This is a genomic window from Flavobacterium psychroterrae, assembly GCF_018380615.1.
In the GTDB taxonomy this organism is placed as follows: Bacteria; Bacteroidota; Bacteroidia; order Flavobacteriales; family Flavobacteriaceae; genus Flavobacterium; species Flavobacterium psychroterrae.
On the sequence record NZ_JAGYVZ010000002.1, the window covers coordinates 467,967 to 494,709 of the forward strand.

Sequence of the window (26,743 nt, forward strand, 5' to 3'; positions counted from 1 at the left end):
AAAAATAATCGCCAAAATATTATTTTTAATATTTAGCGAACGTTCGCTTGTTTTGTAAAAAACTTTTTTCTAATATTGTGGTGTAGAAATTATTATAAATCAAACCACTAACAATAATTTCTGAATAATATAAATTAACAGCTATGAAAAACCAATTAGAAATTACCGAAACGGCAATGGAATTTTTAGCCGAAAAGAATCTTTCTTATCCAAAGATCTGGACAAAAGAAGCGATTGTTTTTATAACCGAATTGCATAAAAAATTCGAATCGCAACGAAAACTGTTATTGTTACAACGCGAACAAAAACAAACAGCTTTTGATCAGGGTGTCATGCCAGCCTTTACGGCCGAAACTAAAAGTGTCAGAGAAAGTAATTGGACCGCTGGAGAAATTCCCAAAGATTTACTGGATAGAAGAGTGGAGATTACCGGACCAGTTGAGCGCAAAATGATTATCAATGCTTTGAATTCCGGTGCTAAAACTTTTATGGCAGATTTTGAGGATAGTACTTCTCCAACATGGCAAAATTTGATGGATGGGCAAATGAATTTGATTGATGCGGTGAACAAAACGATTTCACATACAGATTTAGCGAAACACAAATCATATCAATTAAATGAAAAAACTGCGACGCTAATTGTACGTCCGCGTGGTTTGCATTTGCCTGAAAAACATCTTTTAATTGAAGGGAAAGAAGTTTCAGGTTCTTTGATAGATTTTGGATTGTATGTTTTTCATAACCATAAAAGGCTTTTAGAAAACAATTCAGGACCTTATTTCTACATTCCAAAATTAGAACATTATCTCGAAGCGCGCTGGTGGAATACTGTAATTGATTTTACAGAGGATTATTTGAAATTAAAAAGAGGAACTATAAAAGTGACGATTTTAATTGAAACCATAACGGCAAGTTTTCAATTAGACGAAATTATATATGAATTGAAAGAACATATCGTAGGATTGAATTGCGGACGTTGGGATTATATTTTTTCTTACATCAAGAAATTTAGAAAAAATCCGAAGTTTATTGTTCCGGATCGTGATCAGGTAAATATGACTTCGCCTTTTATGGATGCATATTCTAATTTGGTAATTCAAAGATGTCATAAACGCGGGATTCATGCAATTGGCGGAATGGCAGCTCAAATTCCGATTAAAAATAATGAAGAAGCGAATGCTGCTGCTTTTGCAAAAGTTAAAACGGATAAAGAACGCGAAGTTCGAAACGGTCACGACGGAACCTGGGTAGCACATCCGGATTTGGTTTCGATAGCAAAAGAAATTTTTGATAAAGGAATGCCAACTCCCAATCAAATTCATATTAAAAGAGAACATCGTAAAATCACAGAATCTGATTTGATTGAACCGCCAATTGGAATAATAACAGAAAATGGTGTTCGCAAAAATATCAATGTTGGAGTTTTGTATTTGGCTTCATGGCTGAATGGGCGGGGTGCTGCGGCGTTGCATAATTTAATGGAAGATGCTGCAACGGCCGAAATTTCGAGATCACAATTATGGCAATGGCTTCAGAATAAAGTGACTTTAGATAATGGCAAAAAATTAGATCTGGCGTATTATCACGAATTAGCGTTAGACGAATTCCAGAAAATTAAAAACGAATTAGGCGAAGAAATTCACGAAAAAAGGCAATTTCCTTTAGCTGAAAAAGTCTTGGAAAGATTGGTTGTAAATCCCGATTTCGTTGACTTTTTAACTATTCCATGCTATAAATATTTATAAAGAATTAAAAACTGCGGTATCTGCTAAATCTGCGGGCGAATAATTTTTTCACGCAGATTTAGCAGATCAGTCAGATAAAATGAGAATAAAAAAAATCTGCAAATGATTTTAAACACATAGAAACATAGATTAAAATGTGAATAAAAAGAGTTTAAAAAAAATCTAGATTTTCACACATAGCTATGTTTGTTTAGAAAAATAAAATGCCTTTAACCGCAAAGAAAAGCTATGTTCCTATGTGTTTAAAAAAAATAAGTCCAGTTAAAACTGAATACTGATAAACTGCGACTGAAAACTATTACTTACTAACCACTTTAACTCAAACTATTTATGAAAACAACAGAAGACAGAATTCAGGAATTGATTAACGATTGGATTACGAACCCAAGATGGAAAGGTGTTGAACGTCCTTATACGGCTACAGAAGTAGTTACGCTTCAGGGATCGTATCAAATTGAGCATTCTATTGCCAAAATGGGAGCACAAAAATTATGGAAAAAGTTAAAAAATCAGGATTATGTTGCCGGTTTGGGCGCATTGACAGGAAATCAGGCGATTCAGGAAGTTGATGCTGGTCTTGAAGCGATTTATTTGAGTGGCTGGCAAGTTGCTGCCGATGCAAATTTGGCGGGTGAAATGTACCCTGACCAATCGCTTTATCCTGTTAATAGTGTGCCAATGGTTGTAAAAAAAATAAATAATGCTTTGTTGCGTGCTGATCAGATTCAGACGGTAAATAAAGTTGAAGATAAAAAAGATTATTTAGTTCCGATTGTGGCTGATGCCGAAGCTGGTTTTGGAGGAAACTTAAATGCTTTCGAACTAATGAAATCAATGATTGAAGCAGGCGCGTCTGGAGTTCATTTTGAAGATCAATTAAGTTCTGCTAAAAAGTGCGGGCATTTGGGCGGGAAAGTTTTGGTTCCCACTCAGGAAGCGATCAATAAACTGATCGCTGCTCGTTTAGCGGCTGATGTTATGGGAGTTTCAACTTTGATTGTAGCAAGAACAGATGCTGATGCGGCTAATTTATTAACTAGCGATGCTGATCCCAGAGATGCAAAATTCATTACAGGTGAAAAAACAAATGAAGGTTTCTTTTATGTAAATAACGGAATCGATCAGGGAATTGCACGAGGTTTGAGTTATGCGCCTTATGCTGATTTGATTTGGATGGAAACCAGTAATCCGGATTTGGTTTATGCTAAAAAGTTTGCCGATGCTATGAAAAAAGAATTTCCGGATAAGATGTTGGCATACAATTGTTCACCATCTTTTAACTGGGCTGCAAAATTATCAGTTGCCGAAATGGAAACGTTCAGAGAAGATCTGGCTGCAATGGGATATAAATTCCAGTTCATTACTTTGGCGGGATTCCATGCTTTGAATACGAGTATGTTCGAATTATCTAAAGCATACAAAGAACGCGGAATGGCTGGATATTCTGAATTGCAGGAAAGAGAATTCGCTTTACAGAAAAACGGATTCAGAGCGGTAAAACATCAGGCTTTTGTTGGAACTTCTTATTTTGATGCGGTACAAAATACCGTAACTATAGGGAAATCAACAACAACTGCCATGAAACATTCTACAGAGGTTGAGCAATTTTAATTTAAAGAAACACGGCTCGATTTTGAGCCGTTTTTTTTGCCACGGATTTCACAGATTAAAGGATTAAAAAAGTATAACCACAAATTACACAAATTTTCACAAATTTTAATTGAACTTAATTTGCGTTAATTTGTGTAATTTGTGGTAAAAAAAATCACTTTAATCTGTGAAATCTGTGGCTATAAAAATTATTTTTTCAAAAGACGAGCTTTCATTTTGCTGAAAAATTCTGGTGTTACGCCAATAAAGGAAGCAATTTGTTTTTGAGGAACTTTATGAACCAAAGAACCATATTTAGTACAAAATTTCTCGAAACGTTCTTCGGCAGGTAAACTTAAATTATCCATTAAACGCTGTTGATTGGCAACTAAAGAATTTTCGATAAGAATCCTGAAAAATCGTTCCAGTTTTGGGATTTCAAGATATAGTTGTTCCTGATTTTCTTTAGAAAGAGAAAGTACTTCTGCATCTTCAAGAACTTCTATAAAAAGTTGTCCAGGTTTTTGCGAAAAGAAACTATACATATCGCTTATCCACCAACCTGCACATGAAAATGATAAAACATGTTCGACAATATTGTCGTTGATATTAAAACTTCTTAAAATTCCGGAATTAACGAAATACGACTGTTTACATACTTCGCCAGAACTTAATAAGATAGTTTTTGCTCTATAAAAAGTAGTTTCTGTTTTTGATAAAAACAACACTTGTTCTTCAGGTGTTAACGAAACGTGTTTGGCAATATTTTCAAGAATTAACTCCATTATTTTTCTTTAATCAAGGTGAATGAAGTGGCTTTGAAACGTCCGTTTTCTACTTTTCCTGTAACAGAAGCTTTGCGGATTTTATTGCAAAAACCATCTTCGGCATGTGCGTCGCCGTGTTCGTCAATAGTTGTTCCGTCAACAAAATAGGGTTTTCCGTCAATGCGAACGGCTAAATCACAACTTTTACCTTTCATTCCGAATTGACATTCGCCACAAGCAGTTTCTACTATTTGAGGTTTATCGGCTGTTTTTTTATCCTGGGCTTGTGTTGTGATTCCGATAAACAGGAACATTATAAAGAGTACTTTTTTCATTTTTAAGAGTTTACAGTTATTAATTTTGAAGTTGCTTTGGCGCGTTCTATAATTTCTTCGATTGGAGTTGCCAGTGAATCATGGCTTAAAACAACTCCCATTCGGCGATAAGGTCTTGAAGTTGGTTTCCCAAAGATTCTGAAATCGGTTTTGGGTAAAGCAGCTACGTTCTCGATTCCGGTAAAGGTTGGATTATTTGAATCTTCTGACGCTAAAATTACGGCACTTGCTCCGGCTTTTTCTAGAGTGATTTCGAAAATTGGAAGGCTTAAAATCGCGCGTAAATGCAATTCAAATTCATTAAAATTCTGAGTTCCTGCCAAAGTTACCATTCCGGTATCATGCGGACGTGGTGAAAGTTCAGAGAAATAAACGCCATTATTCGTTAGGAAAAATTCAACGCCAAAAAGTCCTGCGCCACCAAGTGCTTCGGTGATTTTTTCAGCCATATCCTGAGCTTCGTACAAATCAGCTTCTGATACTTTTGCGGGTTGCCAGCTTTCCTGATAATCGCCACGTTCTTGTCGGTGTCCAATTGGTGCGCAAAAAAGCGTTGGATTGTTATTTTGAGTAATGGTTAAAAGTGTAATCTCAGAATGGAAATCTACAAAAGCCTCAACAATAACTTCGATAACATCACCACGTGAACCTGCAACGGCGTATTCCCATGCTTTTTTGATATCACTTTCGGTTTTAATTGTCGATTGTCCTTTTCCGGAAGACGACATTAAAGGTTTTACTACACATGGAATTCCAACTTCCTGAACGGCTTTTTGCAATTCTTCTGCTGAAGTTGCGTATTGATATTGGGCTGTTTTTAATCCGAGTTCTTTTGACGCTAAATCACGAATGGCTTTACGGTTCATGGTAAAGTTTGCTGCTTTCGCCGAAGGAACAACGGTAATCCCTTGCTTTTCGTAATCGTAAAAACGTTCAGTACGAATGGCTTCTATTTCTGGAACTATAAAATCTGGTTTGTGTTTGGCTACAATGCGATCTAATGCTTCGCCATCTAGCATATTAATGACTTCAAAATCGTGTGCAACTTGCATTGCGGGAGCATTTTCGTAACTGTCAACAGCAATTATGGTTTGTCCGATTCGTTGTGCAGCTATGACAAATTCTTTGCCTAATTCGCCTGAACCGAGGAGAAGTATTTTCATTTTGGAGTTTTGTAATGTTGGAGTAGTAAAAGTAGGGAAAAATGTTTTTAACCGCAAAGTTCGCTAAGAACATAAAGTTGTTGTTGTAAATTTAATAAAAGGAAGAAAAGGTTCTCACGCAGATTTCGCAGATTCGGGAGATTTATTTTAAATGGAAATTTAATTTTAGAGAAAGTAACCATATAGTTTGTCATTTCGACGCAGGAGAAATCTTCGCGAGAAGCTCGACAAAGATTAGCGATTTTTTTTGTCGATTTACGAGTGTGATTTCTCCATTCGGTCGAAATGACAAGATTGTGAGGTAATTGCACTTAGTAAACAAATGTTCTCGTTTTACAGGTTGCGTGAGGGATAGAAGTGGAAAGCCCACAGCCTGACGAAGGAAGTGCGAGGACTTGCAACGTCCCGATAATTATCGGGAAGCTCGACCCGGAGGGACACGCCCAAAATAAAAAAACCGACACTTATAAGTATCGGTTAAATAATATTAATGAAAATGATCTTCCTCAATTTCAAATTCGGCATCTTTTTCCCAGATTTCCATTTCGCAAGGTTTGCAGTTGAATTTTAGTTTGTATTCGAGTTCGCCTTGTTTTAATACTAATGGTTCTTTTACTTTAACACCAACTATGTCTTTCTGGTGTATCGGACATTTTTTTAATTCGTATTTGATGCAATATTTGGTTGTCATTACACGAGATTTTCCTGGATCCCATTGTAATTCGAATGCTTTTTCGATTTCGGTTACGCCATGACGTTCGTAGAATTTGCGTGCCGTTTTGTTCGAAACGTTGTAAATGAAATCTAATTTGGTTTCAGGATACGGGTGCGACGTTTTAACTATTTGGTGTTCTTCGCGTTTGTAGTTTGCAAGGCGAATTTCAGTTAATTGATCGTAAACGGTTCTTCGCATTTCGTTGATTTTTGAAATAGGAAGGAACCAGTTTTGAGAAAACATGATATTGATTTCATCGGCAGTGTAAGGAGTGAAACCTGTTTTTGCCAATTGGGTTTTGATATTTTCTTCTATTGATTCGCCAGTTTTAGTCTGCTCTTTTGAATGTTCTAAATTTACAATGCTTACGTTTCCGTCTTCATCGGTTGCGATTAGTTCGAAACCTGTTTCAGTTTCGGTAAGTAATAAAGTCGTGCTAAGTTTTCGAACTGCACTATCTTCTCTTTCAACAATTTTGATGAAAGCAGCATCGTTATTACGGTAAATAAAAGTTCCGTCTTTTACTTCTTTTAGAACGTTTGGATAAATTTTACCGTTTTCGGCTTTGTTTACGTAGATTCCGTCAGCTTCGTTATTTTCGTTGATGAAACAAAGTCCATCGCCGTTGTTTAGTAATTCGCCGTTTTCGATTTCATAAGCGTTTCCAACAGTTCTAATTAATTTACCAATATATTGTCCTTTTGATTTTGGGCTTTCCCACGAGCCAATGGAACTGTGTCTTTCGTTTACGAAATAATCAGTATAACCGCGATTGAAAGTTCTGTTTAAAGAAGAATCGAAAGTATAGGTGCATTTTCCAGAAGAAGCTTTTGTGTATTTATCGCTTCCTGTTCCTTCTAAATAGCTGTCTAATTTTTGTCGAAGATAGGATACGTTATTTTTAACGTAAACGACATCTTTTAATCTTCCTTCAATTTTAAATGAAACAATTCCAGCTTCAATAAGATTTGGAATTTGCTCTGAAATATCTAAATCTTTTATCGAAAGTAAGTGACTGTTTTTGATTAAAGTTTCTCCGTTTCCGTCGATTAGATTATAAGGTAAACGGCAGTTTTGAGCACAAGAACCACGGTTGGCGCTGCGTTCTCCGTTGGCTACACTCATATAACAGTTTCCGCTAAAGGAAACGCATAAAGCTCCGGTTACAAAAAATTCTAATTCAACATCGGCTTCGTCGTAAATCGTTTTAATTTGATGCAAGTTTAATTCGCGGGCTAAAACCACTCGTTTGATTCCGGCATCTTTTAGGAATTTAATTTTATATGCGTCACGATTATTGGCTTGCGTGCTGGCATGAAGTACGATAGGAGGAAGCTCCATTTCCATAATTGCCATATCCTGAATAATCAGGGCATCGACACCAATATCGTATAATTCATAAATCATTTGACGACACGTCTCAAGTTCGTTGTCGTACAAAATGGTATTCATAACGACAAATACCTGAGCGTTAAATAAGTGTGCATACTTTACTAATGCGGCTACATCTTCAATCGAATTATTAGCATTAGAACGTGCGCCAAATTGTGGAGCACCAATATATACAGCATCGGCACCACTATTTATGGCCGCCATTCCTCCAATTAAATCTTTAGCAGGAGCTAATATTTCTATCTTCTTCTTCATTTCTAAAACTTTAAGCTTCTGTGGTATTCACGGAAAAAGTTTGCAAAGTTCATACATTTTATTTGAGTTTGCTAATGCTGAAGTGACTTTTTTTTGAAATAGTTAACTTATATGGAATGATGATATTTAAGGTTTGTTGATTTTTATTGTCAAATCAATTAGTCTCTTTTATGCTAAAAACAAAAAAACTACTTGATTGATACCAAGTAGTTTTTCCTTCTCAAAAAATAGTGCCAATTATTATGACAATTTTTTCGCTTTGATTTTAGTCAAAGTATTTTCAATACTGTTTAATTGTTTTGAAACAATACTGATTTGACTTCCATCAAGATGATTATCATCTAAAGCCGATTTATATTTTTCAACAGCAGCTTCTTCTCCGGTAATACAAGCATTGATAATAGCTTCAGTATCACCACTTGTAAAGGATGATTTAATATCAATCCATGCACGGTGTAATGCTCCTAATGGACCTCCACCTGCAGTGTCAGTTGATTTTCCCAGTTTATTGATTTCGTCTTGTATTTCTACAATGAATAATGCACGTTCACGGGCATAATCTAAAAAGTCAGTTTTGATTGCCTGGCTGTCTACATGTTCTGCGGCATTTGTATATCCTAGTTTCCCATCTTCAAGAATAGAAATTAATCCTTCTAATGTGCTAACTGCTTTTTCTGTGGTTTCATCTGTATGTATCATAATAAATAATCTTTTAATTAATGTATAATACAAAGGTGGGATTTTATAGAGGGTTTTGTTTTACAGAATTTTACTGGTGATTTATAATATTGTGGAATGGGAATTTTGAAAGACTCATTTTTGTTTTTTATAAAGTACAAAAGATTTTAATCTATGAGAAAAGAGTTATTTATATTTTCACTTTAATATCTTTTGAAATATCATATATTTTCGAATAGAATAAGATATTATTTTCAAATGCAAAATCATGTTCGATTACATTATAAAATCCATTTTCTTTCATTTTTTGTAATTTCTCTACTGGCAAAAGTTTTTTCAAGTCTTCTTTAGTGATTTTTCTTTTTAATTTAAAAATGTTGTAAAGGTCTTTGTAGATAAGATAAGACATGTTTGAGCCCAATTTTATTTCATTTTTATTATTGATGTCTAGCGCCCAATAATTAAAATTTTCAGCTTTTTTATTGAATTCATTGCTTTCGTTTAAAACATCAAAGACAAAAATCTTGTTATAAATTTCTACTATTTTTATTTCCTTTTTATTTATAGAAAACGTCGTAATTAAATTTGATTTATTTAGTTTTTGAATAGCATAGTCTGTTAAGATTTTTACATTATATGTTGCAAATCCTGTTGCTTTTTTTGAAGAAGTATTAATGTTATCCTGAAATTTGATTGTATGATAGGTGAAATCTTTGTCTAAAAGCGTACCACCATTCTCGCTTGTAGTATGCATACTGTCAATATGTATTTTCTTTTTGTTTTCATTAATTGCATCAAGAGATTTTAATTTTATTTTGACAAAATCGAGATCATTATTTTTTTGAAAGAAGCTCGGGAAATTTGATTCAAGTACAAGTTGTTGTTTATTAAATTGAGTGATTAAGCTTAATTTTGAATTTTTTGAAAGCGAATCAATACAGGAAATTAATTTTTCATTGGAAAGATTGCTTTTGAAGAAAACTTCTTTTTCATCAAATTTTTTAAGACTTACTTTTTCTGAAATGGTATTGTAGTTTTCAAACATACCATAAATCGCATCATATATAGCCGAAGAATTTTCGCTATTAATTTTTTCACTTTCCCCTTTGTAAAAAACGGAAAGCATTATGTTTGGATTTTTTTGAGCGTTAATTTCTTTAGAAAATAATATAAATGTTAGAATCAGAAGTAATTTTTTTTTCATTTTGTCGTTGGTTTATTAACTGAAGTTGCAAACATATCATTTTACATTAACTTCTGAATTATAAAAAAGGTTATTAATTTAAAAGTTGCAGAGAGCATAAAAAAAGCCTCAGGAATTTCCTGAGGCTTTTTTGTATAATATGAATCCTAATTACACACTCAAAGCTTCTTTGATTCTTTTTAAAGCTTCTCTTAATATATCGTCGCTTGTTGCATAAGAAAAACGAATACAATTTGGGTTTCCAAAAGCGTCTCCGGTTACCGTGGCTACGTTTGCTTCGCCTAAAAGATACATTGAAAGATCGTTTGCATCTTTAATTTCTGTTCCTCTTAATGTTTTTCCGAAGAAAGAAGAAACGTCCGGGAAAACGTAAAATGCTCCTTCAGGAACGTTGATTTTTACACCTGGAATTTCTTTTAATAATCCAACTACTAAATCTCTGCGAGTGTGGAAAGCCTGAACCATATGGTTTAATACGCTTGGATCAGCTTCTACAGCGGTAATCGTAGCGCGCTGTGCTACAGAATTTGCTCCGGATGTTACTTGTCCCTGAATTTTTGTACACGCTTTTGCGATAAATTCCGGAGCTCCGATGTAACCAATTCTGTATCCTGTCATCGCAAATGCTTTTGCAACTCCGTTAACAGTGATGGTTCTTTCTAACATTCCCGGGATTGAACCGATGCTGCAAAAAGTTCCTGAGAAATTGATGTGCTCATAAATTTCGTCAGCAACTACATATATGTTTGGGTATTTTTCTAAAACTTTTGCAAGAGCTGTTAACTCTTCTCTGCTATAAACAGATCCAGATGGATTACAAGGAGAACTGAACCACATCATTTTTGTTTTTGGTGTGATGGCAGCTTCTAATTGTTCTGGTGTAATTTTAAAATCAGTATCTACAGATGTTGGAACTTCAACTGGAACTCCTCCTGAAAGTTTTACAATTTCGAAGTAAGAAACCCAGTATGGTGCAGGTAAAATAACCTCATCACCATCATTTAACATTACTTGCGCAATATTATATAAAGATTGTTTTGCTCCTGTAGAAACTACAATTTGAGTTGGTTTATAATCTAAATTATTATCTCTTTTGAATTTTTTGCAAATTGCTTCTCTCAATTCTAAATAACCTTCAACCGGAGAATAAGTGCTGTAATTTTCGTCGACTGCTTTTTTAACCGCTTCTTTAATGAAGTCAGGAGTGTTAAAATCCGGTTCACCTAAACTTAAACTGATAATGTCTTTTCCTTGTGCTTTTAACTCACGTGCTAAAGCAGCCATTGCTAAGGTTTGTGATGTTGCTAAGTTGTTGATTCTGTCTGAAAGAATATTATTCATTATAAAATTTTTGAATGTCCTTAATTTCAACTTTATTAAGGAAGGTTAATTATTAATAGGTTTTTTTTATGCTAATTCTGGTTTCATTCCAAGATCTTTCAAATGCTTGTAATGTGCAATTACAGCTCCTCTCATGGTTCTGAATTCATGATAAGGCAAGTTGCATTCGATTGCGGTTTGTTTTACGATTTCAGCAATTTTTCCGTAGTGAATATGACTGATATGAGGAAAAATATGGTGCTCGATCTGGTGATTTAATCCTCCGGTAAACCAGTTGATTATTTTGTTTTTTGGAGCAAAATTCGCTGTTGTATATAGTTGGTGAATTGCCCATGTGTTTTCCATTTCTCCTTCTTCATTAGGAACCGGGTTTGAAGTTTCTTCCACTACGTGTGCTAATTGAAAAACAATACTTAAAATTAATCCGGCTACATAATGCATTACAAAAAATCCAACAACAACTTTCCACCATGTTACGCCAAGAACCATTGGTAAAACCATCCAGATTAAAACGTAGATTATTTTTGTAATTACTAATACAGTCCATAATTTAGCAGGACTTTGAGGTGTTCCATAAGATAATTTTCTTTTCAGATAGTTTTTCATTTGCTTAAAATCGGTTGTTAAAGCCCAATTGAAAGTCAATAGCCCGTATAAGAAAAATGAATAATAGTGTTGAAATTTATGAAAACGCTGCCACTCGGCATTTTGAGTGAAACGAATAATTCTTCCAGCGTCAAGATCTTCATCATGTCCGTGAATATTGGTATACGTGTGGTGAAGCACATTGTGTTGTACTTGCCAGTTGTGTACGTTTCCGGCAAGAACATAAATGCTTCCGCCCATAATTTTGTTGATCCATGATTTAGAAGAGTACGATCCATGATTTCCGTCATGCATTACGTTCATTCCAATTCCGGCCATTCCAACTCCCATAAGAATGTTTAATAACAATTGTGCCCAAAATGGCATATTAAGAGTTAGTATTAAAAAATATGGTGTCAGGAAAACAGCAAAAAGAATAACGGCTTTTAAGTGCAGCTTCCAGTTTCCTGTTTTCTGAATGTTATTCTCCTTGAAGTAATTGTTTACTCGTGAGTTAAGAGTTCTGAAGAACTTCAAATTGTCTTGCTTGGCAAAAGTAGGCGCAGTGTTATTCATAATTGATTTAAATAGTTTTCAAAGATAATTATTATAAATTTTCAATTTGCAAAATTGAGTTAAATATTTCAACTGTAAAGTAGTACTTTTGTTAAAAAATTAGAGCAATGGATGAGATATTGAAATATTTTCCGGATTTGACCGAAATTCAAATCGAACAATTTCAAAAATTAGACTTTTTATACCACGACTGGAATGAAAAAATCAATGTTATTTCAAGAAAAGATATTGATGCATTATATACAAAACACGTTTTACATTCGTTAGGAATTGCAAAAATCATGAAATTTGAGCCAGGAACAACTGTTCTTGATGTTGGAACTGGTGGAGGGTTTCCCGGAATACCTTTAGCGATTCTTTTTCCGGAAACACGTTTTTATTTGATTGACATAATTGCAAAAAAGATAAAAGTAGTTCAGGGTGTTGTTGATGCATTAGAATTAAAGAATGTAAAAGCGGAACAATTGCGTGCCGAAAATGTAAAAGGCGATTTTGATTTTATCGTTAGTCGTGCCGTAACCAATATGCCAGATTTTGTTTCCTGGATTAAAGGTAAGATCAAAAAGCAGCACAAACACACTTTGAAAAACGGAATTTTATACCTAAAAGGTGGCGATTTGACCGAGGAATTAAAAGATTTTCCAAAAGCGACTTTATATGATTTGTCTACAATTTTTGACGATGAATTTTTTGAAACTAAAAAAGTGGTGCATTTACCTTTGAAGTTTACGGTTTAGTTTATTTTAAAATATTAAAAGACCCGAGATAGTTGTGAATTATGTCGGGTTTTTTGTATATCAAATAATTTATGATGCCTTTTTTGAAAAACACAAAAATTGATTTGCTTCAATATCTAAATTATTTATCAAATCATGTATTGCTTTTTCTGATGCTTTTTCAGAGTTTTGAAATTCAGGATCAAAGAAAAAATTTCTACAAATTAAAGCTTCATTTGACGAATCGTAAAAAGCTTCATCACTTTGGTCTATATTAGACTGAATGTATTTACAAGGATATTGCATTCTTAATTCTACAATTGTTTCGTTAAACCATTTATCAAAAATTTTTCTTTTTGGTGTAATATGTCTCGCTAATACTACCAGACCTATAAGTTCACTTTGAAGCAAATAAGATCCTTTTCTGTACATAACATCGATCATTCTTACATTCATAAGTCCTATCCATAATGGTCCATTTATAGGGCCCGTGGCAGACAGGTCAAAATCAGAATCAAAAACTAATGGTTTTGTGTTTTCTACATTATCAATTGAGCACCATAATGCTTCAATTCTTTTTTCAATATCATTATTTGTTTTTGTATATCCCTTAAAACGCCAGTATATCCATTCAAGTAAAGCTGCCGTTAGCCCTATTGAGCCTTTGTGGTTGATTTGTAATAATGCTTTTTCAAGTTCTTCATTTCCTTCTAACGGGTCTAAAAATTGATTAATTTTTCTTTTAGTCCATTTAAAATTAATGGGGTGACCAATACTTTTTGATTCTACAATTATTGGTGGAGTCTTTTGTAAATTTTTCATTGTTTTTCTTTTTTTATTCTTTACTGTTTTTTTGAATTTAATAGATTTCACTTTTTTTGCGAACAATAAAATCGTGTGGTAAATTTAAGTTGACAATTATTTTTAGTTTATTACAATAAGTTTTTTAAGTATTAAAATAAGACTATTTATCACGGTATGATAGTGAAAATCAATAGAATAGGAAAAGTATTACAAATATATTGTTTTTAGAAATAAAAAATTATTAATAGTGGATAAATCTTAAAAATTTAATATGATCTAAGAATTTATTAATGAGCATTTTAATTTGTTTAGAAAAAATCTGATAATCGCGTATAGTTACAAAGTTATAGTAAAGCAAAAGCCGAATCTTAATGAAAAGATTCGGCTTTTTTATAAATTTAAAGTATGGACTCTAAAGTCTAAAATCAGATTAACCTAAGAAAGGGTATCTGTAATCTTCCGGAGTTACAAAAGTTTCTTTGATAGTTCTAGGAGAAGCCCAACGTAATAAATTCAATGCAGAACCTGCTTTGTCGTTAGTTCCTGAAGCTCTTGCACCACCAAAAGGCTGCATTCCTACAACCGCTCCTGTTGGTTTATCGTTGATGTAAAAGTTACCCGCAGCATTTTGCAATTTCGTAGTAGCTACTTCAATAGCGTAACGATCCTGGCTAAATACAGCTCCGGTCAAAGCATATTCAGATGTAGTATCAACCAATTCTAAAGTCTCTTCCCATTTTGCATCTTCATATACATATATAGTAATAACAGGTCCGAATAATTCGGTTTCCATTGTAGTATATTTTGGGTTTGTAGTTACAATAACTGTTGGTTCAATAAAATAACCTACAGATTTATCATAATTTCCACCAATGATGATTTCAGCATCAGCATCTTTTTTAGCCTGATCGATAAAACCAGCTAATTTATCGAAGGAACCTTCGTGAATAACAGCAGTAATAAAGTTTCCGAAATCTTCCGGAGAACCCATTTTCATCGATTTTGCATCAGCAATTAATTGTTCTTTTACAGCTGGCCATAAACTTTGCGGAATATAAGCTCTTGAAGCTGCAGAACATTTTTGCCCTTGAAATTCAAATGCACCACGAGTAATTCCTGTAGAAACCTGTTTTGCATTAGCGCTTGGGTGAGCGATGATAAAATCTTTACCACCAGTTTCACCAACAATTCTTGGGTATGTTTTATAGTTGTGGATATTTGCTCCAATTTTAGACCAGATGTCTTTAAATACGTGAGTTGATCCTGTAAAGTGAATTCCGGCAAAATCACGACTTGCTAAAACCGTATCAGTAATCATCAAAGCATCTCCAAAAACAACATTGATAACTCCATCAGGAACACCAGCTTCTTTGAATACATCGATGATAATTTTTGCAGAAAAAACCTGGCTGTCACTTGGTTTCCAGATAACAACGTTACCCATCATGGCAGCACTTGCAGGAAGGTTTGCAGCAATAGCAGTAAAGTTAAAAGGAGTAATAGCGTAAACAAAACCTTCAAGAGGTCTGTATTCTAAACGATTCCAGGTAGTAGAATCAGATTTTGGCTGATCTCCGTAAATCTGAGTCATAAATTCTACGTTGTAACGTAAAAAGTCGATCAATTCGCAAGAGGCATCAATTTCTGCCTGGTGAATATTTTTAGATTGACCAATCATTGTAGCCGCATTAATACGAGCTCTGTATGGACCTGCAATAAGTTCAGCAGCTTTTAAGAAAATAGCAGCACGTTGTTCCCATGCCATATTTGCCCATGCTTTTCTTGATTCAAGTGCATTAGCAATTGCTTTTTCGATATGTTGTTTTTCAGCTAAGTGATAAGTTCCTACAATATGTTTGTGATCGTGAGGAGCTGATATTGTTCTTGTATTTCCAGTTCTGATTTCTTCGCTTCCAATATATAACGGAACGTCAATTTGAGAATTCCACATTTTGGCATAAGCCGCCTGAACAGCTGCTTTTTCTGGTGAGTTAGGTGCGTAACCTTTTACTGGCTCGTTTACCGCTTTTGGTACATGAAAGAATCCTTTTAGCATTTTATTTAAAAATTAGATAATTAGACAATTTAAGGGTTAGATAATTTAATTTGTTACGAATAATCTAACGGTGCACAAAAGTACAAAGGATAAATTAATAATTTGACAATTTTGTGATTTAGATAACGATAAAAAAGACAGTTTTTAAACGCGCTTTTAATTTAAGGCAAAAGGAGCGCACATTCTAAAAGTAGGAACAATTACTTTGAATGTTTTAGTAGTAGTAAAGTTGATCATATTAAAGTGACCTTTCATCGCGCCATAAGGAGATGATAATAAGCAACCAGAACTGTAAGTGTGATTTTCTCCAGGTTTTAAAACTGGTTTTTTTCCTATTACGCCTTCTCCGTCAACAACTTCTAAATCATTTAAAGAATCAAATATTTCCCAGTGACGAGATGTTAACTGAACTGAATCTTTGCTGTGATTTTCGATTGTAACTACATAACTAAAAGCAAAGTGAATCTTATAGTTCTTGAAGTAAGTACCTTCAAAACTAGTCAAAACAGAAATTTTTATGCCTCTTGTGATCTGAGAAACCATACTAAAGTAGTATATATGTGTGCGTTATAGTGGCAAATCTACAAAAAAAAATCTTTCGAACTAAAACCTTAACAATGTTTTAATTTACGATGTTTATTGAGTTCGCATTTCCTTTTCCTATAACTCTTTGATAACGATCCGTACTTTCTTTATAATAAACTAAGATGGTGTATTCATTTTCAGTTTGATAAAAGTTTCCATCAATAGCATTTTCATAATCGATTATACCTTTTTTATCAGCAATTGTATATTGAAAATTAGTAAAACCCTGCTTAATCATCACCGCTTTTTCATAGACACCTTTGTCTGTATTATAATCCATTTTGTATTCTGGCGACAAACTGTAATTATTGAACATTCCGGTAATGTAGATATCCTTTGTTGATGATCTGAAAGTAGGAGCAGAAAGGCTAAAATAAACCCAGGCGTAATCTGCTTCGATTTCGTTATTGGAAGCATTTATATTTTTAACAACAAAATTTCCGTTTACATCTTGATATACAGAGTATATCTGATTTGCTCTTGCCGGATTTGTGTATAAATAAGCGTTGTAAATATCATTGTTTGCGCCAACTCTTCCCACGTTGTTACTTGCAGCGCGAATGTCTTTATTTTCGAAATATAAAAATTCATTTCCACCCCAAAATTGCGTTTCCTTATCATATTTATAAACCAATTGATTTCCAATTGTATATTGCGGAGGAACATTTTTAATAGCAGTATTTAAATTGCCATTTTGCATCAATAAGATTTTTACATTTTGTAACGGAGTCTGAAAGGCGATATCATTTGATAAAACTGCAAAATCCAGATTTTGTTTGTAATTAATATTCGTCACATCACGGCTACGTTTTACCTGAGCTGTAACTGTAGAGTGATTTTCATATAAAATAAATTTTCTTGAAAAAACAACATCTTTATCTTCATTCAGGATTCTAAGCATATAATTTCCCGAAATTCTTAATTGCGTAGTAAATTGATTCGGGAACGAAAGTCTATAATGAGAAAAAACCTGAAGCGTATTAAATGAATTTACATAATCAGTAATTCGTTGATTGTCAAAACCGCTAATATAATCTGTTTTCGGAATATCAGTTGGTTTCCAGTTATAATCACAATGAATGATTTCAAAATAATAATTGGCTTCATTACCAAATAAATCATCAAATTGAAACATAAAAGTATCGCCTAATTCAAATATAGGAACAACATTACCACCGTTTTGAACAAACGAAACTGTTTTGATATTATATGGAGGATCAATCTCGGTTTGTACTTCCTGGGCTGTCGCCGAAACAAAAATAAAAAGCAGCAGAAGATTTTGAAACAAAAATTTTGGCATCTTAGTAAGTTGTATAAACTCGTTGGTCATAATTTGTTTTTAACACATAGAAACATAGTTCTTGTAATTTCAAAAAAGGCGTTTCACTTATTTAAAATGCACAAAGTTGGCTATGTGAAGGAAATAATATTTCTTTTTAAAATTCTTAATATACACAGGAAATCTATATTTCTATGTATTAAAATTACATTCACCGTGTTTTGTAAGATTGTAAATATAACAATTTCTATAACGAAAAATAAGACAATTTATTGGTTTTAAAAACAATTTATCAAGAACCCAAAATGAATTCCAGATTAACCGCGATTTCTTCGTTAATATAGCTTTCCTCTAAAAGTGAATCCGATAATAGCTTTTTGTTTTCCTGAAGTTTTATTATTTTTTCTTCAATCGTGTTTTTGGAAATAAACCTGATAACATTTACTTTATTTAATTGCCCAATTCGATGCGCTCTTCCAACTCCTTGTTTTTCGGCAAAAGGATTCCACCACGGATCAAGGAATAACACATACGAAGCTTTGGTAATATTCAAACCTACGCCACCCGCTTTAAGCGAAATAAAAAATAACAAAGGATTTTCTTTTCCCTGAAATAGATTTACTTGCTGTTCTCTTTTCCTGACAGGAGTTTCACCCGTAATTTCACAAAAATCAATTTTATTTTCCTTGCACCAAGCCGTATAAAAACTCAAATTAGTAACAAATGAACTAAAAATGATGGTTTTTTGTTTTCCTTTTACTAAGTTTTCCAGATAATTAGTTACCGCAATATATTTCCCAGAATCAATTTCAGAATTCTGATCAATCATTTTCGGATGATTACTTAGTTGTCTTAGTTTCATCAAGGTATTGATGATACTAATTTTGTCTGGACTTGATCCATCTGTTTTTAGTAAAAAATTCCGAGCCTTTGATTTTTCTTTTTCATATAGTTTTTCCTGTTCAGGATCCATATCACAATAATAAATCTGTTCTGTCAATTCCGGTAAATCCTTTAAAACCTGTTCTTTAGTTCGTCGCAAAATATAAGGTTGAATGAGGTTTTTCAGTTCAGATAAACTGCCTTCATCTTGTTTTTTCTCAATCGGAATTTTAAAATTTTCTGCAAAAAAAGAATAGGTTCCTAAAATATCAGGATTTATAAATTGCATTTGTGACCATAAATCGTCTAGTGAGTTCTCGATAGGCGTACCACTTAAAGCGATTTTATGATTTGTATTTATTTTGTTTATCGCTTTGAAAATCTTAGAATCTTTATTTTTAATATATTGACTTTCGTCCAAAATTAAATAGCGGAAATTATATTTTTCTAAAATTGAAATATCACGATGAAGAATACTATAACTGGTAAAAATCAAATCAGATGATTCTAATCTGTGTGCTAATAATTTCCTGTCATTTCCCACATATTGCATTTTTGAAAAATGCGGCGTAAATTTTTGGGCTTCGTTATACCAGTTAAAAACCAATGACGAAGGCAAAACAATCAGGGTTTTTAAAGGCTCTTTTTCAATAGTAGTTTCGTTTTGAAACAAATCAGAATTCGTAGTTTTAGTTGTAAAACCTAATTGTTCCTGTACGGCAACCAAAACGGCTAAAGTTTGTAAGGTCTTCCCTAGTCCCATATCATCAGCCAGACAAGCGCCCAGATTTGAGTTAAAATGACCCAAAAGCCATTTCACGCCATCAATTTGATAAGGTCTTAAAGTTGCTTTCAATAAATTCGAAGATGTATATTCAGCTTCATAAATTGGGTTTGCATCTTCTTTAATTTCCGGAATCGCATCTAAAGCAGCAAAATTACTTTTACGTAAAAGGAGGTTTCCATTTTCTGTTCTGGCTAATTTTGCCAGCGAACCATATTTGCTTAGCCATTCTAACGGAATCAGAAAATAATTTCCGTCAGGCAATAAAAAGAGTCTTTCTTTGCTTTTTATATTTGGAATAATTTCGCTGAAATTGATTGTGTAAGTCCCAATCGAAATAATTATTTTAATGTCAAACCAATCTTCTTTTGTTTCTCCTTTTGAAGTTAAAATTGTATGTTTTTCAGTAATGATTTCTTTGCTTTCAAGTTTCAGGTTTTGAATTGCAAATCCTAAACTTTCCAGTTCTTCTTTGCGATCAATAATGAATTGAATATTGGCATAAGGATCATGAATTTCAGTATCTGAATTCAATCCGAATAATTCGTTTTTGATTTTTATTAAACCAATTTCAAGTAATTTGTCCGTATATAGATTTTCATTAGAACTTCGTTTAAACTGAATTATTTTTGGCTCATTGATAACAGTAAAATCAACAAACGAATGTGTTTTTTTAGTTTTACTGGCATCAAATAAATAACCGCTATAATCAAAATGAAGGTTGAGGTAATAACAGTTTTTAAAGAAATCATAAACAGGCTGAATTGTACATGCGATAATTTTGTCCCGAAGTTTAATTTCGAAACCAGTCGCGTCAATGTCTATTTTTTTGGCTATTTCAGGAATAAAGTTTTTAAAATAATTATCTACTAATCTTGAAGGTATTTCGATTGATTTTTTCTTTAAAAAAGGCGAAAGCTTTTTAGCATTAAGATCTTTTAGCTGTCCTAATTTTTTATCGATAATTAACCAGCCCGGTTCATCCAAAAGAATATCGACACTTTTATTCATTGGTAAAAATGAAGTTTCGTTTTCTTTTAAAGATAGCGTATAGGTAATTCCGTCTTCATGTTTGTCAAATTGAATTTGAGGTTCAAAATCTAACGGATTTGTGTTGACTCTCCAACGATAAAAATCCTTTTCAGCACTCATATTAGCAGATAACGGAAATTGTTCTTTTACAATTAGGTTGTAAAAGGATTCTAAGTTAAATTTTAAATGTTGACGAATTGCAAAATCAATTTTGGAGTCTTTTTGTAAATCAGCGATTGTTTTTGCCGATTTGATTTTTGAACTGAATTTTTTGAAAATAAATTCAGGTTTTAAAGATTCACAAACTGTCAATATTTTTTTTGTATTAGAATCAAAATGTTCAAAAACAAGACCTAAGCTTTCAAGCACATCTTTAGTTGCTTTTTTGTTTAAGTATTTAATTTCATCGGTATTCTCAACAATATAAGCGGTTGGGATATAATGGTTCAGATTTTTTTCTAAACTGATGTCAAAACAAAACTGAAATGAATTCGAAATATTCAAGATAGGGTTTTTTGGTTTGGTTGTAATTTAGGAAGTTGTCTAACTAAAAAGTAACGCGGATAAAACGGATTGCTAAAGCAAAACGCGGATAAAAACAGATTTTCTAGTTTAACTATTAAAGGTAAATCAAGAATTTATATATAATATTGAAACCTAACAGGTTTTTTAAAACCTGTTAGGTTTATTATTTCTTATTGTAAATTGCAAATTCAGCATCGATCTGAATTTAGTAAATGTTTTTTAAATGAACTTATATCACTTATATGGTTCAGAAGTCTGTTTAGTTTTCCGGTTTAAAGCAAAGAGGAATAATTTCTCCTTTTGCAAGGCAATATTTTTCTACCAGTTCAGTTGTGATTTTATTAGTATAATCTTCTTCGATTACGATAAAACCTATGCTTCTTAATTTATCAAAATAATCACGGCCATAAATACGAACGTGATCGTATTGTCCAAATATTTTGGCGCGTTCTTTTTGATCTGTAATAGTATCATCGGCAAAAGTCACAGCTCTTGATAAATCCTGTGGAATTTGAAGAATCGCCATTCCGCCCGGTTTTAATACACGAAATAATTCCTGCATTGCTTTTGTATCGTCCGGAATATGTTCTAAAACGTGATTACACAAAATAACATCATATTCGTTATCTGTAAAAGGCAAATTGCAAATATCTGCTTTTACATCTGCCAAGGGCGAAAATAAATCTGTTGTGGTATAATCAAGGTTTTTTTGCTTGCGGAACATTTTATAAAAAGCCTGTTCGGGAGCAAAATGAAGTACTTTTTTAGGTGCTGTAAAAAAATCAGTCTGATCGTTTAAATACAACCAAAGCAAACGGTGTCTTTCTAGCGAAAGCGTACTTGGCGAAAGCACATTATTACGCTGTTTTCCATATCCATACGGCAAAAACGATCTAAAACTTCTTCCGTCAATCGGATCAGTATATTTATTTCCTTTTAATGAAAATGCCAAAATCGGACGAGCCACATAGCTCAAACGAATTAATAATGGACGAGGGATGGTATTAAGTACGAGTTTAAATAATTTTTTCATGGGGTTATTTCGCAGAGTTACACGAAGGAGACGCAGAGTTTCACAGAGTGTTTATAAATCTTTTTATGTTGTTTTTTAAAATTTTTGAGTCAAAATTAATAAGAAGACCTAATGGATAATTACCAAGTTTTAAATAAGTTAATATTTGTGCAAAATGAACTTCTGTAAAAGCTTCAACAGTTTTTAATTCAATAACAATTTTGTTTTCAATTAATAAATCAATTCTGTATCCGTGATCTAATTTTATATCCTTATATATTATTGGTAAAACTTTTTGCTTTTCAACAACTAAACCTGAATTTACAATTTCATAGTATAAACACTCTTGGTAAGCAGATTCTAATAAACCAGGTCCAAGTTGCTTATGAACTTCAATTGCGAGCCCAATTATTTTATAAGTTATAGCATCTAGTTGATTGCGAGATTCGTTGTTTTCTTCAAACATTTAAGAAAGGCTTATTAATAAATTTTGTGAATCTTGGCGTATATCTTTGTGAATCTCCGTGCTATAACTATAAAACTAACGGCACTTTTCTGAATTCATCTTCTTCTGTACTTTCGATTCCTAACGCTTTGTAAACATAATAGAAAGTCGATAAAATTTCTGGTTTTCCGTCTATTAACGCAACGTCATGTTCGAAATGTGCACTTGCTTTATTATCAGCAGTTGTAATAGTCCAGCCATCTTTATGTTGTTTGATATTTTTAGTTCCCAAATTAATCATTGGTTCAATTGCAACGACCATTCCTTCAATAAAAAGTTTTCCGCGACCACGTTTTCCGTAGTTTGGCATTTCAGGTTCTTCGTGCATTTTTTGCCCTAAGCCGTGACCAACTAATTCACGAACAACACCATAACCGTGAGCTTCAGTATATTTCTGAATCGCATTTCCAACATCTTCAACGCGATTTCCTGCTTTAAATTCTCTGATTCCTACGTAAAGAGATTCTTTAGTAACCTGCAAAAGTTTTTTAACTTCCGGAGCAACTTCTCCAATTTCAAAACTATACGCGTGATCACCGTGATATCCATTTTTAAATGCACCACAATCTACAGATATAACATCACCACTTTTCAAAGGCGTATTATTTGGTATTCCGTGTACAACTTGTGAATTCGGACTCATACAAAGTGAATTCGGAAAATCATACAATCCTAAAAAGCTTGGAACAGCACCGTGATCACGGATAAATTCCTCAGCTAATTTGTCTAAATATAATGTGGTAACTCCTTCTTTAATTTCAGAAGCAATCATTCCTAATGTTTTAGATACGATCAAAGCACTTTCGCGCATTAATTCGATTTCTTCACGTGATTTTACAATAATCATAATTTCGGATTTTCAGTTCGCAAAAGTACGATTTTAATATTATTTTTTATTTAAAATTTTCGCCACGAATTTCACGAATAAACACGAATGTATATCAACGCAAAAAATAATTTTTCACGAATTAAATTGATTTTAAAATTCGGACTTAAATTAATTAGTGAAAATTAGTGAAATTCGTGGCAAACTTTTTTGATTTTGCTCTTCATATAAACGATAACAATTAATAAAATCATGCCTTTTTCAGATGAATATTTGACAGAAAAACCGTAAATTAGTAAGAGTAAAAAATGTGTAATTATGGAAACGTCTATAGATCAGGAAAATATATACAAGAAAAAAGCTTTGAATAAAATGAAAGGGAATGCTTTGGCACTTTTGGGTGTTGCCGTCCTTCTTTTTATAATTGCTATTTATTTTAAAATTCCAATGTTGCAGGCTTTTAGTGAAGCTGCAATGGTGGGTGGAATTGCAGATTGGTTTGCGGTAGTCGCATTGTTTCGTCATCCGTTAGGAATTCCAATTTGGCATACAGCGATTATTCCGACGAAAAAAAATGAAATTGGAGAAAATCTGGGAAGTTTTGTATCAGAAGAATTTCTAAATCGCGAGAAATTAGAAATCAAACTTGAAGAATTCAATTTTGCTACAAAAGCTTCAGATTGGCTATCGCAGGAAGAAAACGCAGATAAAATCGCCAATCTGGTTGCAGTGAATATTATTCCGGGGATTTTAAAAACCATAAAAGATGAAGATATAAAAAGATTTATTCAGGTTCAGTTCAAAGAAAAACTCGAAGCGATAAATTTTGGGGATTGGGTTGCATTGGCTTTGGAACCTTTACAAAAAGGACAAGTAAAAGATCAATTGATTACAAATGTTCTCGAAGTTATGGCTACTGAATTGAGTAATAATAAAGATCTGATTCGGAAAAAAGTAAAACAATCAACGCCATTTTTAAGTTTTGGCTTAGCCGATAAAAGCATTTCCGAAGGTATTTTTAACGGATTGTATGACTTTTTAAATGAAGCTAAAAATCCGGAAAGTGAAATTAGACTTAAAATAGACGAATATATTAATGACTTTCTTATTAAGGTAAGAAATTCTGAAGAGATGAGAATCAAAATCAATAATATGATTTTGAGTTTTACCAGTAAAAAAGAAGTTCAGGATTATATTAACGGAATCTGGGATGAAATAAAGTTGTCAATTACAAGAGATTTAGACAAAGGCGATCAATCTTCTATTAAAAATAGTATTTCGGGATTAATTCAAACTTTCGGAAAAGGAATTCAGGAAGATGATGTTATGATTAACAAAATCAATAATTTTATTAAAAACGATTTGCTTTCGATTCTTCTAAACAATAAAAAAGTGATTGGAGATTTAATTTCTTCAACCGTAAAAAGCTGGGATGGTAAAGAAGTTTCAGAAAAATTAGAACTTGAAATAGGAAAGGATCTTCAATACATTCGAATCAACGGAACTTTAGTTGGCGGGCTTATCGGGATTATAATTTATTGCATAGAATGGACGTATCACTATTTTGTGTAAAAAAAGTAAACCATATAAGTGATATAAGTTATTATAAGCTTTACGCAGCTTTATTTAAATGAACTTATATTACTTATATGGTTTAAAAACTTTTAAAGTATCTCTACAATAACGAATGACAAGTCATTGCGTTTGGCTGCTGAACTCCCATTAGTTCTAAAATAGTAGGAGCAATATCACCAAGAACACCATCGTGAATACTTTTTAATTGTTTGTCAACTAAAATAATAGGCACTGGGTTTGTTGTGTGTGCAGTATTTGGACTTCCGTCAGGATTAATCATTGTTTCGCAATTTCCGTGATCGGCAATTACAATTGTAGTATAATCATTGGCAAGAGCCGCTTCGATAACTTGTTTAACACATTTATCAACAGCTTCACAGGCAAGAATTGCTGCGCTCATAATTCCGGTGTGACCGACCATATCTCCATTTGCAAAATTCAGACAAACAAAATCAACTTCGCCTTTATTTAATTCAGGAACAAGAGCAGCTGTAAGTTCAAACGCGCTCATTTCCGGTTGTAAATCATAAGTAGCAACTTTAGGAGAATTTCTTAAAATACGGGATTCACCTTCAAATGGAGTTTCTCTACCACCGGAAAAGAAAAACGTAACGTGCGGATATTTCTCTGTTTCGGCAATACGAATTTGTTTTTTGCCTGCTTTTTCTAAAACCTCACCAAGAGTTTCGGTAATATTATCTTTATTGTAAACTACTTTTACGTTTTGATATGTATCATCGTAGTTGGTAAGTGTAACATAATACAAGTTCAACTTGTGCATATTTTGCTCGTGAAAATCATGTTGAGAAAGCGCTTCTGTAAGTTCACGACCTCTGTCAGTTCTAAAGTTGAAGAATATAACTACATCGCCTTCAATGATTGTTGCTAATGGTTTTTCGTCTTTGTCAACCATTACAATTGGCTCAATAAATTCATCAGTTACATGATGTTCGTAACTTTCAAGAACACTTGCAACTGCATTTTTAGATGGAGTTCCTATTGCATTAACTACTAAATCATAGGCTAGTTTTACACGTTCCCAACGTTTGTCACGATCCATTGCATAATAACGACCAATGATCGAAGCAATTTTTACCGGAGTATCTTTGATATAATCTTCTAAATCGTGAATGTATTTTGCTCCGGATTTTGGATCAACATCACGACCATCAGTAAAAGCATGAATAAAAACATTTTCTAAACCATATTCCTGCGAAGCATCAATTAATCCGCGTAAGTGTGAAGTATGAGAGTGAACTCCACCATCAGAAACTAATCCTACAAAGTGGACTTTTTTATTGTTTTCTTTAGCATATGTAAAGGCATCAACCAGAACCTGCTCTTTTGCAAGAGTTTTGTGTGATACTGCTAAATTTATTTTGGCTAAATCCTGATATACAATTCTTCCCGCTCCAAGATTCATGTGACCAACTTCACTGTTTCCCATTTGCCCTTCCGGTAAACCTACATTTAATCCGTCGGTTCTAAGTTGTGCGCTAGGGTAATTTTGGTAAAGACTGTTTATAAAAGGAACATTTGCATTGTCTATTGCAGATACTTTAGGGTCAGGAGATTTTCCCCAACCGTCTAAAATCATAAGGATTACTTTTTTGTTCATCATTTTTTGTTTTCTACAAAGATAAGCGATTTATGAAATTTGCACGAAAGCATTGTTACAAATTATGGTTAACCCGTTGGGTGTAATTATTTCAAGTAAAAAATACGGACTAGATATTGTTCAAGATACTGAAATTCAGTATCTTGATGTCGCCAAACAAAACAATATCTATGTCAAATATAATAAAAAATTATCTAA

Annotated in this window: 21 protein-coding genes; 4 read left to right on the forward strand and 17 right to left on the reverse strand. The window is 33.1% G+C overall.

What is annotated here, in order from left to right; translation table 11 throughout:
• The first annotated feature begins 143 nt into the window (after positions 1 to 143).
• Positions 144 to 1,745 (forward strand): malate synthase A, encoded by a 1,602-nt coding sequence (gene aceB, locus KHA90_RS03860; RefSeq protein WP_213295598.1) that lies wholly within the window; start codon positions 144 to 146, stop codon positions 1,743 to 1,745.
• 330 nt (positions 1,746 to 2,075) lie between these two features.
• The gene (aceA, locus tag KHA90_RS03865) at positions 2,076 to 3,356 is read left to right on the forward strand and encodes an isocitrate lyase (protein ID WP_213295600.1); all 1,281 of its coding nucleotides are present in this window, start codon (positions 2,076 to 2,078) and stop codon (positions 3,354 to 3,356) included.
• A gap of 188 nt (positions 3,357 to 3,544) precedes the next feature.
• Here the strand turns inward: aceA and KHA90_RS03870 are convergent, their stop codons facing one another.
• The 8 genes from KHA90_RS03870 to KHA90_RS03905 all read right to left on the reverse strand — a co-directional run bounded on the left by KHA90_RS03870 (position 3,545) and on the right by KHA90_RS03905 (position 12,346).
• Positions 3,545 to 4,120, reverse strand: coding sequence for a Crp/Fnr family transcriptional regulator (locus tag KHA90_RS03870; RefSeq protein WP_213295602.1), 576 nt, complete (start codon positions 4,118 to 4,120; stop codon positions 3,545 to 3,547).
• Entirely contained in the window at positions 4,120 to 4,437 is a 318-nt protein-coding gene (locus KHA90_RS03875; protein WP_213295604.1) for a DUF6370 family protein, read from the reverse strand. Before KHA90_RS03875 ends, KHA90_RS03870 begins: the two co-directional genes overlap by 1 nt.
• 2 nt (positions 4,438 to 4,439) lie before the next feature.
• Entirely contained in the window at positions 4,440 to 5,600 is a 1,161-nt protein-coding gene (gene purT, locus KHA90_RS03880) for a formate-dependent phosphoribosylglycinamide formyltransferase (protein WP_213295607.1), read from the reverse strand.
• 487 nt (positions 5,601 to 6,087) lie between these two features.
• The gene (locus KHA90_RS03885) at positions 6,088 to 7,962 is read right to left on the reverse strand and encodes a peptidase U32 family protein (RefSeq protein WP_213295610.1); all 1,875 of its coding nucleotides are present in this window, start codon (positions 7,960 to 7,962) and stop codon (positions 6,088 to 6,090) included.
• A 240-nt stretch (positions 7,963 to 8,202) separates the two neighbouring features.
• Positions 8,203 to 8,661 carry a ferritin-like domain-containing protein gene (locus KHA90_RS03890; RefSeq protein WP_213295612.1) on the reverse strand — a complete coding sequence of 153 codons (459 nt, stop codon included), beginning with the start codon at positions 8,659 to 8,661 and terminating at the stop codon, positions 8,203 to 8,205.
• Between the two features lie 169 nt (positions 8,662 to 8,830).
• Entirely contained in the window at positions 8,831 to 9,844 is a 1,014-nt protein-coding gene (locus KHA90_RS03895; protein WP_213295613.1) for a hypothetical protein, read from the reverse strand.
• Between the two features lie 150 nt (positions 9,845 to 9,994).
• Entirely contained in the window at positions 9,995 to 11,185 is a 1,191-nt protein-coding gene (locus KHA90_RS03900) for a pyridoxal phosphate-dependent aminotransferase (RefSeq protein ID WP_213295614.1), read from the reverse strand.
• 66 nt (positions 11,186 to 11,251) lie between these two features.
• On the reverse strand, positions 11,252 to 12,346 hold the full coding sequence (locus KHA90_RS03905; protein ID WP_213295615.1) for a fatty acid desaturase family protein: 1,095 nt from the start codon (positions 12,344 to 12,346) through the stop codon (positions 11,252 to 11,254).
• 107 nt (positions 12,347 to 12,453) lie between these two features.
• On the opposite strand from KHA90_RS03905, the gene rsmG reads away from it, so the two are divergent.
• A complete protein-coding gene (gene rsmG, locus KHA90_RS03910; RefSeq protein ID WP_213295617.1) occupies positions 12,454 to 13,083 on the forward strand; it encodes a 16S rRNA (guanine(527)-N(7))-methyltransferase RsmG in 630 nt (209 codons plus the stop codon).
• 69 nt (positions 13,084 to 13,152) lie between these two features.
• On the opposite strand, the gene KHA90_RS03915 is transcribed toward rsmG, so the two are convergent.
• The 8 genes from KHA90_RS03915 to map form a co-directional block, all read right to left on the reverse strand.
• Positions 13,153 to 13,884 carry a hypothetical protein gene (locus tag KHA90_RS03915; protein WP_213295618.1) on the reverse strand — a complete coding sequence of 244 codons (732 nt, stop codon included), beginning with the start codon at positions 13,882 to 13,884 and terminating at the stop codon, positions 13,153 to 13,155.
• A 412-nt stretch (positions 13,885 to 14,296) separates the two neighbouring features.
• Positions 14,297 to 15,922: an L-glutamate gamma-semialdehyde dehydrogenase gene (pruA, locus tag KHA90_RS03920; protein WP_213295619.1), complete on the reverse strand. Its 1,626-nt coding sequence runs from the start codon at positions 15,920 to 15,922 to the stop codon at positions 14,297 to 14,299.
• Between the two features lie 156 nt (positions 15,923 to 16,078).
• Positions 16,079 to 16,465: a Co2+/Mg2+ efflux protein ApaG gene (gene apaG, locus KHA90_RS03925; protein ID WP_008467225.1), complete on the reverse strand. Its 387-nt coding sequence runs from the start codon at positions 16,463 to 16,465 to the stop codon at positions 16,079 to 16,081.
• Between the two features lie 79 nt (positions 16,466 to 16,544).
• Positions 16,545 to 17,807, reverse strand: a complete 1,263-nt coding sequence (locus tag KHA90_RS03930) for a type IX secretion system plug protein (protein WP_213295657.1) — start codon at positions 17,805 to 17,807, stop codon at positions 16,545 to 16,547.
• Positions 17,808 to 18,078: 271 nt separating this feature from the next.
• Positions 18,079 to 20,988 carry a DEAD/DEAH box helicase gene (locus KHA90_RS03935; protein WP_213295620.1) on the reverse strand — a complete coding sequence of 970 codons (2,910 nt, stop codon included), beginning with the start codon at positions 20,986 to 20,988 and terminating at the stop codon, positions 18,079 to 18,081.
• A gap of 280 nt (positions 20,989 to 21,268) precedes the next feature.
• Positions 21,269 to 22,042, reverse strand: coding sequence for a class I SAM-dependent methyltransferase (locus tag KHA90_RS03940; protein WP_213295621.1), 774 nt, complete (start codon positions 22,040 to 22,042; stop codon positions 21,269 to 21,271).
• Positions 22,043 to 22,082: 40 nt separating this feature from the next.
• Entirely contained in the window at positions 22,083 to 22,487 is a 405-nt protein-coding gene (locus KHA90_RS03945) for a GxxExxY protein (RefSeq protein ID WP_213295622.1), read from the reverse strand.
• 67 nt (positions 22,488 to 22,554) lie between these two features.
• Positions 22,555 to 23,373, reverse strand: a complete 819-nt coding sequence (gene map, locus KHA90_RS03950; protein ID WP_213295625.1) for a type I methionyl aminopeptidase — start codon at positions 23,371 to 23,373, stop codon at positions 22,555 to 22,557.
• A gap of 297 nt (positions 23,374 to 23,670) precedes the next feature.
• Here map and KHA90_RS03955 point away from each other — a divergent pair, with 297 nt between their 5' ends.
• Complete coding sequence (locus KHA90_RS03955) at positions 23,671 to 24,924, forward strand: DUF445 domain-containing protein (protein ID WP_213295627.1); 1,254 nt, start codon at positions 23,671 to 23,673, stop codon at positions 24,922 to 24,924.
• 103 nt (positions 24,925 to 25,027) lie between these two features.
• Here KHA90_RS03955 and gpmI read toward each other — a convergent pair whose 3' ends face one another.
• Positions 25,028 to 26,545 carry a 2,3-bisphosphoglycerate-independent phosphoglycerate mutase gene (gene gpmI, locus KHA90_RS03960; protein ID WP_213295660.1) on the reverse strand — a complete coding sequence of 506 codons (1,518 nt, stop codon included), beginning with the start codon at positions 26,543 to 26,545 and terminating at the stop codon, positions 25,028 to 25,030.
• Positions 26,546 to 26,743 lie beyond the last annotated feature (198 nt).